General features: G+C 69.6%; 10 protein-coding genes. 7 read left to right on the top strand and 3 right to left on the bottom strand.

Annotated features, from left to right (window positions below):
• Nucleotides 1-6 precede the first annotated feature (6 nt).
• A complete protein-coding gene (locus QZT59_RS10775; RefSeq protein WP_290815675.1) occupies nt 7-1,302 on the top strand; it encodes a GTP-binding protein in 1,296 nt (431 codons plus the stop codon).
• Between the two features lie 8 nt (nt 1,303-1,310).
• Here the strand turns inward: QZT59_RS10775 and QZT59_RS10780 are convergent, their stop codons facing one another.
• A complete protein-coding gene (locus QZT59_RS10780; protein WP_290815679.1) occupies nt 1,311-1,640 on the bottom strand; it encodes a hypothetical protein in 330 nt (109 codons plus the stop codon).
• A gap of 287 nt (nt 1,641-1,927) precedes the next feature.
• On the opposite strand from QZT59_RS10780, the gene QZT59_RS10785 reads away from it, so the two are divergent.
• Nucleotides 1,928-2,125 carry a hypothetical protein gene (locus tag QZT59_RS10785; protein ID WP_290815683.1) on the top strand — a complete coding sequence of 66 codons (198 nt, stop codon included), beginning with the start codon at nt 1,928-1,930 and terminating at the stop codon, nt 2,123-2,125.
• Nucleotides 2,126-2,143: 18 nt separating this feature from the next.
• Here QZT59_RS10785 and QZT59_RS10790 read toward each other — a convergent pair whose 3' ends face one another.
• A complete protein-coding gene (locus tag QZT59_RS10790) occupies nt 2,144-2,566 on the bottom strand; it encodes an SRPBCC family protein (protein ID WP_290815687.1) in 423 nt (140 codons plus the stop codon).
• 58 nt (nt 2,567-2,624) lie between these two features.
• On the opposite strand from QZT59_RS10790, the gene upp reads away from it, so the two are divergent.
• On the top strand, nt 2,625-3,302 hold the full coding sequence (upp, locus tag QZT59_RS10795) for a uracil phosphoribosyltransferase (protein WP_290815690.1): 678 nt from the start codon (nt 2,625-2,627) through the stop codon (nt 3,300-3,302).
• A gap of 199 nt (nt 3,303-3,501) precedes the next feature.
• On the opposite strand, the gene QZT59_RS10800 is transcribed toward upp, so the two are convergent.
• The gene (locus QZT59_RS10800) at nt 3,502-5,610 is read right to left on the bottom strand and encodes a S9 family peptidase (RefSeq protein WP_290815694.1); all 2,109 of its coding nucleotides are present in this window, start codon (nt 5,608-5,610) and stop codon (nt 3,502-3,504) included.
• A 166-nt stretch (nt 5,611-5,776) separates the two neighbouring features.
• On the opposite strand from QZT59_RS10800, the gene QZT59_RS10805 reads away from it, so the two are divergent.
• The 4 genes from QZT59_RS10805 to QZT59_RS10820 form a co-directional block, all read left to right on the top strand.
• On the top strand, nt 5,777-6,895 hold the full coding sequence (locus QZT59_RS10805) for a TAXI family TRAP transporter solute-binding subunit (protein WP_290815697.1): 1,119 nt from the start codon (nt 5,777-5,779) through the stop codon (nt 6,893-6,895).
• A 149-nt stretch (nt 6,896-7,044) separates the two neighbouring features.
• On the top strand, nt 7,045-7,707 hold the full coding sequence (locus QZT59_RS10810; RefSeq protein ID WP_290815700.1) for a DUF1850 domain-containing protein: 663 nt from the start codon (nt 7,045-7,047) through the stop codon (nt 7,705-7,707).
• Nucleotides 7,708-7,918: 211 nt separating this feature from the next.
• On the top strand, nt 7,919-10,627 hold the full coding sequence (locus QZT59_RS10815) for a TRAP transporter permease (RefSeq protein WP_290815703.1): 2,709 nt from the start codon (nt 7,919-7,921) through the stop codon (nt 10,625-10,627).
• A 152-nt stretch (nt 10,628-10,779) separates the two neighbouring features.
• On the top strand, nt 10,780-11,855 hold a 1,076-nt coding region (locus QZT59_RS10820; RefSeq protein ID WP_290815706.1), incomplete at its 3' end, for a TAXI family TRAP transporter solute-binding subunit.

Raw genomic sequence — 11,855 nt, forward strand, 5'->3', positions numbered from 1 at the left:
GGGCGTATGGCCGAACGCGTGCCCGTCACGATCCTCAGCGGGGCCCTCGGCGCGGGCAAGACGACGACCCTCAACCACCTCCTGGAGCACAACGACGGACGGTCGATCGCGGTGCTGGTCAACGACGTCGGCGAGATCAACGTCGACGCGGAGTTGCTCTCGACGGGGGACGCCCTGACCGACGCGTCGGGGATCGCGGAGCTCTCGAACGGCTGCATCTGCTGTGAGCGCCAGGACGACCTCGAGACCGAGGTGACGCGGCTGGCCCGCGAGTACGAGTTCGACTACCTCGTCGTCGAGGCCTCGGGGATCAGCGAACCGGAGCCGATCGCGCGCCTGTTCACCACCGAGTCTCGGGCGGCCGCCAGGTACGACGTGGACACGACCGTGACGGTCGTCGACGGCCGGAGCTTCCACGACGCGTTCGCGGGCGACGGGACGCTCGAGCGGGAGACCGCACCGGGCGAGGCCGAGCGACCGCTCGCCGACCTGCTGATCGAACAGGTGGAGTTCTCGGACGTCGTACTCTGCAACAAGTGCGACCTGCTGTCCGAGACGGAGCGCGAGCGCGTCGCGGAGTTGGTGCGGGCGATCCGGCCGGACGCGAAGGTCGTCCCGACGACGTTCGGCGCCGTCGACCCCGGCGACGTGCTCGGAACCGGTCGCTTCGACCCGCTGGAGGCGGGTGAACGAGCGGGCTGGAAACGCGCGTACGATCGGATCGCCGGGGACGAAGCGGCGGCCGGCGGTCGCGAAGGCGAGGGTCACGACCACGGCCGGGGCCACGACCACGAACACGACCACGGCCGGGGCCACGACCACGAACACGACCACGGCCAGGGCCACGATCACCGAACGCCCGAGGAGGTGTACGGGATCACCTCGTTCGCCTACCGCCGGGATCGGCCGTTGCACCCGGACCGGCTCGTCGCGTTCCTCGAATCCCTCCCGGACGGCGTCGTCCGCGCGAAGGGACGATTCTGGGTGGCCGGCCGCGACGACGTCGTGCAGGTGCTCCACGTCGCCGGCCCGTCGATCCGCGTCGAGAGCGAGGGCCGCTGGATCGCGAGTCTTCCCGAGCGAGAGCGGTCGCTCTACCGCGACAACCGACCGACCGACCGCTGGCACCCCGAGTGGGGCGATCGCGAGGTGCGACTGGTGTTCATCGGCCGCGACCTGGACGAGGACCGTCTGGTCGCGGAGCTCGACGAGTGCCTGGCGACCGAGTCCGAACGCGAGGCGGTCGCCGGGGCGGACCACCCGTACCCCGGGGTCGAAGACGACGCGTTCGTCGTGCGGTGAGCGGCAGGTCAGGAGAAGAAGACGACGGCGATCGTCAGCCCGGCGAGGAGCGCGATCCCGGCGGTGATCCCGTAGAGCAGCCGCCGGAGCCGGAGCGCCGCCGGGACCTCCTCGCGGTGTTCCGGGCGCGCGGTCAGGACGTAGCGGTGGTAGGCGCCGACGGCGACCCCGACCGAGCCGATCGCGGAGATCGCCACCGCGGGACCGAGCGGGACGCCCCACTCGAGGAGGTAGACCGGACCCCAGCCGATCAGCAGCGGCACCCCGAGCAGGGAGACGACCAGAAACGGCACTGGGTCGACCGGCGTCCCCTCGTCGTTCCGAAGACGGACGCTCATGGCTAGTAACTGTACGCGTTCCGTCGGCATAGTTCGTCCCGGTGAATCCGCAGGCAGCCGGCGAACGGCGATCGGTGCGAGGACACGCCGATCGGCGCGAGGACACGAGGTCGTGCGTGACGAGGCGCGTCTTTCGGGCGAGACGACCCGCCGCTGGACGAGAAGAGGCGCGTCTTTCGGGCGAGACGACCCGCCGCTGGGCGTGACGAGGGTTATCAGCCGAGCGAGACGGGAAACGGAACCGTCGAGCGATACAGTTATTCGACCGGAGCGAACATCCCCATCAGATGTCCATCTCGGACGGTATCGAGTCGTCGACGGGCGATCCGCGCGTCCTCTTCGCGTTGAACGCGATCCTCTCGGCGGCATTCGCCGGGATCGTCCTCACGCTCGCAGATCTCGGCGGGGCCGTCGAGTTCACCTGGATGCGGTTGCTCGTGCTGACGCTGGTGATCATGGCCCTGACGTACCTCGTCACCCACTGACCGGGCCCCGCTCCCGACTCACTCGGCGTCCGCGGCGAGCGCCTCGAGGGCGCGCCGTAGCTCCCCCTTGCGCTTCCAGGCGGCGATCCGGTCGGCGAGGGACGCCGGCCGGACGCCCAGCGACACCGACGAGGTCGCGGTGACGCGCGTCCCCTCGTTCTCCGGCCGCCAGACGAGGGTCGTCTCCATCGCGGCCAGCGGCCCCTCCTCGCCGAGCTGTTCGTAGTAGAAGCCGTCGCCGTCCTCGAGCGGTTCGAACCGCAACGTCGCGTCGAGCCCGCGCGCCCCGACCGCGACCAGCCAGTCGCCCTCCGCTCCCCGCGGCGTCACCTCGGTCACCTCGAAGGTGCCCTCGTACGCGACGATGCTCTCGGGCGTGAGGAGCCGGCTCACCCGATCGGGCCCGGCGGCGACGAATCTGGACGCCTCGACCGTCCGCATCGTCGTGGATTGACGGACCGATACCTTATATTACCCGGCTGTACTGTCTCGACACGAGATGACGATCGAAGATCGAGAGGACGCCTACCTCGTCACGCACGCCCTCGCCAAGGACACGCTCTCGCGGATCCGAGACGTGGAGACCGAACAGGTGAGCTTCCGCAAGGGGCTCGTGAAATTGGGACGGATCTGCGGCTACGAGATCATCGACGGGCGGATGGAGACCGAGTACGTCGAGCTCGAGACGCCGCTCGAGCCCACGATGGGCGAGCGGGTGAAGGGGCTCGACGACGTCGTGATCATCAACGTCCTCCGCGCGGCGACGCCGTTCGTCGAGGGGCTGTTGAAGGCGTTCCCGCGGGCTCGCCAAGGCGTCATCAGCGCCAGTCGCGACGAGGAAGCCGGTCGCACCGGCGACGGCTCGTTCCCGATCACGATCGACTACGTCAAGCTGCCCGAGATCAGGGAGGAAGACACCGTCATCGTCGCGGACCCGATGCTCGCGACCGGTTCGACGATGTGCGCGGTCCTCGAACACGTCGTGGAGAGCGCGCCCGACCCGGAGCACCTGATCGTCCTCTCGGCGGTCTCGGCGCCCGAAGGGCTGGTTCGCGTCGGCGACGCGTTCCCGCAGGCGGACCTGCTGACGGTGGCGATCGACGATCACCTCGACGAGAACGGCTTCATCGTCCCCGGGCTGGGCGACGCGGGCGACCGGGCGTTCCGGACGGCGTGAGCGAGGACTGAGCGGATCGGAGTCCTCGATTGGGCGAGCGAGGAGCAGCGATGGACCGAAGATCCCTCGAGCCGTGCGAGCGGGCGCGAGGCGCCCGTGAGCAGAGAACGACCCGCGAGCAGCGGGGTCCCGAGCGAAGGAAGGGGCCGCGGAAACGCGAGCGATGGGCCGATCCGCCGCGAGGCGGTCGGCGCGCGAGTTACTCGTCGCCTCCGTCCTCGTCGCCATCGCCCTCGCCTCCGTCCTCGGCCGCCGACAACCCGGCGTCCGGATCGCGCTCCAGCGCGGGCGGCACGTCCGCGTAGTCGGAGTAGCCGTCGAACCAGCGGACGATGCGCTCGATGCGGTCGACGACGTGGCCGGGCTCGCCCGAGCGGGAGAGTTCGTGGCCCTCTCGAGGATACCTGACCAGCCGCGTGTCGACGCGGTGCTTCTTCAGGCCGACGTAGAACAGCTCGGCCGTGTTCGCGGGCGTGCGGAAGTCGCGGTCGGAGTGGATGAGCAGGGTCGGCGTCTCGACCTCGGGGATCAGCGAGACGGGCGAGTGCTCCCAGAGGAACTCGGGTTCCTCCCAGGGCGTCGTCCCGAAGTCGTACTCGACGAGTTTGAGGGCGCCGTCGGTCGAGCCGTAGAAGCCGGTGAGGTCGTAGACGCCGCGCTGGGAGACGGCGGCCTCGAAGCGGTCGGTGGAGCCGACGGTCCAGGCGGTCATGTAGCCGCCGTAGCTGCCGCCGGTGACGTACTGCTCGTCCGCGTCGACGTACTCGCGCTCGCAGACGAGGTCCGCGCCCGCGAGGACGTCCTCGAGGGCGACGTCGCCCCAGTCGCGGTGGATGGCCATCGCGTGGTCCTCGCCGTAGCCGGTCGAGCCCCGCGGATTGGACCAGAAGACGACGTAGCCGTTCGCGGCGAGCGTCTGGAACTCGTGCCACATGGTCCCCGAGGTCGTCCACTGGGCGTGCGGGCCGCCGTGGATCTCGACGACCAGCGGGTAGGTCTCCTCGGGGTCGAAGTCGGGCGGCGTGAGTACCCAGCCCTGCAACTCGACGGCCTCGTCCGTATCCGCCGCCTCGTTCTCGTACCGCAGCTCCTCGGGCTGGGCGACGGCGCGGTCGGTGAGGTACTCGTCGTTGACCCGGGTGAGCCGGGTGGCCTCGTTGCTGCCGCGGGTGGAGACGAAGACGTCGCCGGGGTGGTCCCACTCGCTCTGGACGTACGCGACCGCGTCGTCGCCGACGTCGAAACCCTCGACGGTGACGCCGTCGCCGTAGACCGTCTCGGGGTCGGCGCTCGCGTCGCCGGGTGCGGACCAGACGACGACCGAGCCCTCGTCGGGCGTGGCGAAGAAGAGGCGCTCCTCGTCGGGACCCCACTGGAATCCGCCGCCGTACGCGACGTCGCGGTCGAGTGACGCCGTGGGCGTGACCTCCTCGCCGGTGTCGCGGTCGTGAACGACGATGTCGGTCTGGCGCATCGTGAGCTTCTCCTCGGGCGTGCGGGGGAACGCGATCTTTCCGTCCGTCGTGGCCTCGATCATCCCGCCCCAGCCCGTGGTCTCGGCGACGGCCTCGGGTTCGACGTCCCCCTCTGCGGCGGCGTCGAGCGGGTGCTCGTAGATGTCGAACTCGACGGAGTCGTCGGGCTCCTCCCCGCGCTTGCTCGCGTAGTAGATCGTCTCGCCGTCGCCCCAGGCGGGTCCGACGTAGTCGGCGTCGCCGTCGGTGAGTCGCTCGAGGGCGTCCTCGCGCTCGCCGTCGAGGGCCGTCTCGACGTCGAGGACGTAGACGTGGCTGCGCTTGCCGTCGAAGTACCGCTGCATCGAGCGGTAGACCATGCGGTCGATGACCCTCGGGTCGGGCTCTTCGGGCTCGTAGTCGGAATCGACCGACAGGTCCCGGCCCTCCTCGCGGTCCTCGGCGGTCGAGTGCTGGGTGAAGAGGATGCGCGAGCCGTCGGGACTCCACTCGACCCCGGAGACGCCGCCGGCCACCTCGGTGACCTGACGGGCCTCGCCGCCGTCCGCGGGGAGCAGCCACAGCTGCGGCCGGTCGTCGTCCGCCCCGCGGGTGCTCACGAACGCCAGGTAGTCGCCGTCGGGGTGCCAGCGCGGCTCGCTGTCGACGCCCTCGGCCACGGTGAACTGGCGGGGGTCGCCCCCGCCGAGCGGGACGACGTAGACGGTGGCCTCGTAGGACTCCTCGTCGTCGGGCACCGTGCGGACGAACGCGACCCGCTCGCCGTCCGGCGACAGTCGCGGGTCCGCGACCCGCACGATATCGTGGTAGTCGGCTGCGTCAATCGTCTGCATATCACGTGCCTGCCGCGGGGCGGGATTAACTGTTTCGAATCGTAAAGGTAGTGAGGCATTTCATCGTTCCATCCGGATGATCACCCGAGGTGGACGGTCGGCGTCGCGAAACAATCAGGTATTATGATTGACAATTATATGTTTGTAGGTTCCGTGAATTGCTATCATGGCGCGAGAGATCGACCGGCGTCACTTCATCGGCGTCGTCGGGGCCACGGGAAGTATCGCATTGATGGGCGTTCTCCAGGACGACGACGAGGACGACGAACCGGAGGAAGACGAGTTCGAAGATCCGGACGCGGAAGAGGGCGGACAGATCCTCGTCTGGGACGCCGGCGGGACCGGCGGGACCTACTTCCCGCTCTCCGGGGAGTTCAAGACGATCGTCGAGGGGGAGACGCCCCACGGCTTGCAGGTGCAGTCGACGGGGGCGAGCGTCGAGAACGTCGGGAGTCTGGCGCGCGAAGACGCCGACTTCGCCCTGATCCAGAACGACATCAACTTCTTCGCGTACGAGGGGACCGGCCTCGAGGAGTTCGAGGGGAACCCGATCGAGAACCTCCGGGGCGTCGCGTCGCTGTATCCGGAGACGATACACGTCCTCACCGAGGAGGGCGCCGGCTACGAGTCGATCGCCGACCTGGAGGGGGCGACGATCAACACGGGAGACCTGGGCAGCGGGACGCAGGTCAACGCCCTGCAGATCCTCGAGACGGCCGGCGTGACGGACTTCGACGAGCAGAACGCCGACTTCGCGACCGCGGCCGACCAGCTGCGCGACGGCGACATCGACGCCGCGTTCATCGTCGGCGGCTGGCCGGTGGGCGCGGTCGAGGAGCTGGCGACGACCGCCGACATCGACGTCGTCGCGATCGGCGACGACCTCCGCGAGGAGCTCCTGGACGAAGTGGAGTTCTTCGCCGAGGACGAGATCCCGGGCGGCACCTACGACGGCGTCGACGAGGACGTCGAGACCGTCTCCGTCCAGGCGATGATCACCACCCACGAGGCGGTCGACGAGGACATCGTCGAGGAGGTGACCGCCGCCATCTTCGACAACGCCGACGACGTCACGATCAAGGCCGAGTTCATCGACCTCGATAGCGCCCTCGACGGGATGTCCATCCCGCTGCACCCGGGCGCGGAGGCCTACTTCGACGCCCAGGGCGTCGAACTCGACGACGAGATGGACGATGACGAGGAGATGGACGACGAGGAAATGGACGACGAAGAGATGGACGACGAGGAAATGGACGACGAAGAGATGGACGACGAGGACGAATAGCACGGGCAGGTGATCGGGTTCGCCCGGGAGTCGACCTCCTCGGTCGAGCCCCGTCGTGAGTGTACCGATACGTGTCGACACCAGCGCCGCCCCGAACGCGGCGGCACCTCGCCGTCGCGCTGTTCGCGCTGTGCGTAGCGGCGGCTGGTGTGACGGCGGTCGGTGTTGCCGGTGCGAGCGACGCGACCGTGCCGGAAGGTGGTTCGGCGGCGGAGCGCACGACCGAAACCGCGACCGCCTCCGCGACGGGGAACGGCCCGGAGACCCCGACCGCCCTCGCGGCGGAGAACGGGTCGACTTCCGCCACCACCTCCGCGGAGGCGAACCGGACGCTCGTCGTCGCCGACGCCGAAACGAACGAGTCGCTCCTCGACGTTCCGGTGACCGACGGGGACGAACTCACGCTCGCGTACACCCACAGCGTCGAGAAGACGGACGTCGAGGACGTCTACGAGATCGACGGCACCGAGCTGCAGATGGACCGGACGGTGTTCTCGTCGTACGGCGCGGGTCTCCCGTCGGAGGCCGCGGTGAACCGAACCGACGACGGGTTCGTCGTCTCGGTCGACCGGTCGTACGATCGCGTGTACGTCGCACCCGGATCGATCGCCGGGCACGTCCTGCACGTCGGCGGCGAGTGCTACGACCTCGTCGACCGGTCCGACGGATCGACCGTCGTCCTGTTCGTGGAGGAGCGAGCGGTGGAATCGGCGGCCGCTCCGTCGGGCGAGGCGATCGGCACGTCCGGGGTATCGATCGATCCGTCCGGGGAGTCGGTCGGCACGTCCGAGGAGTGCGAGGAGCGTCCATGACTCGCCGCCGTGCTCGTCCGCGGCGCACGCTCGGTGAACCTGAACGGGTGGGCGGCGAGCGACGTGGACGGGTGGGCGGCGAGCGACGTGGACGGGTGGGCGGCGAGCGAAAACGGCGGCCACGACCGACCGGGCGGACGCGTCTCTCCCACAGCGCCCGCCGGACCGCGAGAGCGGGTCGGACCGGACGAATCCGCGGGGGCGATCGACCGTGAGTGTAGAGCCGGGCGATTCGGACGAGCTCAGCGAGGCGGAGGCGGAGGAGATCCTCCGGGAGGTCGAGCGTCGGCGGACGCTCCGCGGCGCGGCGGTGATCCTCGTCGCGCTCATCGGCATCACCTTCTCGGCGTTCCAGGTGTGGATCGCCGCGCGGGGGTTCGTCATCGGCGCGACGCTGCCCGTCGTCGGCGAGGTGCGCCTCGTCTCCCTCCAGCAGCTCCAGATCAACTCGATCCACGTGATGTTCGCGCTGTTGCTGACGTTCCTGCTGTTTCCCCCGACCCGCGGCGACGGCTCCATCTCGCGCCGGCTCGGGCGGATCGAGCCCGCCGCGCGGCGCCAGTTCGGCGACGAGCACCCGCTCACCGCCGTCGCCGCACGGCTCCGGGCGACCGGTCGCTGGCTGGCCGTCGACCCGAACATGGACCGCATCACGCCGGTGGACGTCCTCTTCTTTTTCCTCTCGATCCTGCCGACCTACTACATCGTCACCGAGTTCGACGAGATCCGCCAGATCGCCGTCTTCGGCATCCAGGACGCCCGACCGGCCCACGAGGTGTACCCGTCGCTGGAGCCGCTCGTGATGGCCGTCGCCGCGATCGGAATCCCGATCGACGAGGTGTCCTACGCCTTCCTGCTCGGCGTGATCGGCATCCTCCTGGTGCTGGAGGCGACCCGGCGCGCGCTCGGCGTGCTGTTGATGACCCTCGTCTCGCTGTTCATCGTCTACGCCCGCCTGGGCCACCACATCCCGCGGGATACGGCGATCGGCGCGCTGTCGATCACGCCGACCACGTGGGACAGCATCGTCTACAACCTCTGGTACACCGTCGAAGCGGGCGTCCACAGCACGCCCGTGACGGTGAGCGTCCGCTTCATCTACATCTTCATCCTCTTCGGCGCGTTCCTCGAGATGAGCGGCGCCGGCAAGTGGTTCATCGACCTCGCCTACTCCGCGACCGGCACTCGGAAGGGCGGCCCGGCGAAGGCGAGTACCGTCTCCAGCGGCTTCATGGGCATGCTCTCGGGCTCGTCGATCGCCAACACGGTGACCACCGGCGCCTTCACGATCCCCCTGATGAAGCGCTCGGGGTACTCGCCGGAGTTCTCGGGCGCCGTCGAGTCCTCCGCGTCCTCGGGCGGGCAGATGCTGCCGCCGGTGATGGGCGCCGCCGCCTTCCTGATCGTGGAGTTCACCGGGACGCCCTACGCCGAGGTGATCATCGCCGCGACGCTGCCGGCCATCGCCTTCTTCTTCGGCATGTGGGTGATGGTCCACTTCGAGGCGATCCGCGGCGGCATCGGCGGCCTCCCGCGGTCCGAGCTGCCGAACATGAGACGCCACCTCAAGCGGGGCTGGTTCTATCTCCTCCCGCTCGTCTTGCTGCTGTACTTTCTCATCTGGCTGCGGCTGTCGATCAACCGCGCCGGCTGGTTCACGATCGTCTCCGTGGTCGCGCTGATCGCGGTCGTCGCCGCCTACAACGAGCGCACCCGCGTCCCGCTGCTGGCCACCATCGTCGGCCTCTGGGCGGCCCAGGTCGCGGCCTACGCGACCTACGGGGTCGGCATCGTCGACGCGATCCGGGTCGTCCTCGGAACCGCCGCCCCCGGCACCCCTCGCTCGCTCGAGGGCGCGGTCGCCACGACCGGCTTCGACCTCGCCCTGATCGCCATCGTCGTGAGCCTCGCCGTTCTCGTCCTCAGGCCGCGCCTCGAGACGCCGCTGCTCGACCTGGACGACTCTGTCGACGACGCCGCCGAGCGGGGCGCCGAGGCGATCGGCCGACCGGGGATGGCGACCAACCCGGCCTACCGGTTCGGCGCGTTCATTTTGAAGTCGATGGAGTCCGGCGCGCGCACCGCCACGACGGTGGTCGTCGCGGTCGCCGCCGCGGGCGTGATCCCCGGCGTCATCAGCGTCACCGGCCTCGGGCCGAACCTCACCTCGCTCATCCTCTCGGTGAGCGGCGGCTCCTTCATCGTCCTCCTCTTGCTGACCGGCGTCTCGGCCATCATCTTCGGGCTCGGGATGCCGACGACCGTCATGTACATCATCCTCGTCGCGATGCTCGGCCCCGCCCTCGAGGAGTTCGGGGTGGCGCTGCTCGCCGCCCACCTGTTCATCCTCTACTTCGGCCTGATGGCGGACGTCACCCCGCCGGTCGCGGTCGCCGCCTTCGCCGCGGCCGGCGTCGCTAAATCCGACGAGTTCGGAACCGCGGTCATCGCCTTCCTGCTCTCGCTGAACAAGATCCTCGTCCCGTTCGCGTTCGTCTTCTCGCCGGGGATCCTCATGCTCCGGATCACCGACGAGGGGCCGCGGATGATCGGCACCGCGGACGTCATGGAGGTCGGCTTCTTCGTCCCCGAGGTGGCGATCCCCGTGGTCGGAATGTTCCTCGGCGTCTACGCGCTCGGCGTGACGATCATCGGCTACCAGTACGCCGAGGTCGACCGGCTCGATCGGGCGCTGTTCTCGATCTCGTCGATCCTGCTGATGGTGCCCGAGCTGGCGCTCCTGATCGCCGACCCGCTGCTGGCGATCGCCGGCGGCCCCTCCCTGCCGACGACGTTCGCCGCGACGTTCTCGCTCCGCGTCGTCGGCCTCGCGATGCTGGTCGTCCTTTCGATCTCGAACCGCCGACGGGAGGCCGCGACGCCGACGCCGGAGACCTCCCCGGCGCCGTCGGGGGAGTGAGCGGCCGACCCGGCGATCGCCGTCGCTGCCGGACGGGCGCGACGAGCCGACCGTGGCGCCGGCGACCGGTCGATCGGGCGGACCGTCGTTCCCGGCAGAGAGTACAGCCGACCGGTTGTCAGCTATATGAGCATACTCGTCGAAGCACTCCCATGGTGCGAGCGATCGGCCGACGCCGCTTCCTGGGCGTCGCCGGGATCGCGGGGAGCGTCGTGATGACGGGCCGTCCGGGGGACGAGCGCGACGACGAGGAAACCACCGCGGACGGGCGCGCGCTCACGCTCGACACGGGCGGGACCGGCGGCACGTACTTTCCCCTCGGCGAGGAGTTCAAGGCGATCGTCGAGGCGGAGACGCCCCACGAGCTCCTGGTGAAGTCGACGGGCGCGAGCGTGGAGAACGTCGGCAACCTCGCCCGCGGGGAGGCCGACTTCGCCCTGATCCAGAACGACATCAACTTCTTCGCGTTCCACGGCACGGGGCTCGAGGCGTTCGAGGACAAGCCGATCGAGGCGCTCCGGGGCGTGGCGACGCTCTTCCCCGAGACGATCCACGTCCTCGTGCGGGGCGACACCGACGCCGAGACGATCGGCGATCTGGCGGGCGCGGACGTCAACACCGGCGACGTCGGCAGCGGCACGCGAGTCAACGCCCGCCAGATCCTCGAGGTCGCGGGGGTCGAGGAGTTCACGGAGCTGAACACGGATTTCTCGACCGCGGCCAATCAGCTCGCCGACGGCGACGTCGACGCCGCGTTCGTCGTCGGCGGCCCGCCGGTCGGGGCCGTCGCGGACCTCGCCGCGACCGCGGACGTCGCCGTCCTCGAGATCGGCGACGACGTCCGCGAGGAGCTCGTCGGCGACGTCGAGTTCTTCGCCGCGGACGCGATCCCCGGCGGCACCTACGACGGGATCGACGAGGACGTCGAGACCGTCTCCGTCCGGGCGATGCTCACCACTCGGGACGGCGTCGACGCGGAGATCGTCGAGGAGGTGACCGCCGCCATCTTCGACAACGCCGATCAGCTCACCGTCGAAGCGGAGTTCATCGACGTCGAAACCGTCCTCGACGGGATGTCCATCCCGCTGCACCCGGGCGCGGTCGCCTACTTCGACGCGCACGAGGCCGTCGAGCTCGCGGACGACGGGGACGCCCTCGACGGCAACGAGCGGGACGACGAGAACGAGGACGGCGGCGAGGAGACCCCTGGCGACGGCGAGAACGAGGA

Origin of the sequence: Halovivax sp. (genome assembly GCA_007119345.1) — an archaeon.
In the GTDB taxonomy this organism is placed as follows: Archaea; Halobacteriota; Halobacteria; order Halobacteriales; family Natrialbaceae; genus Halovivax.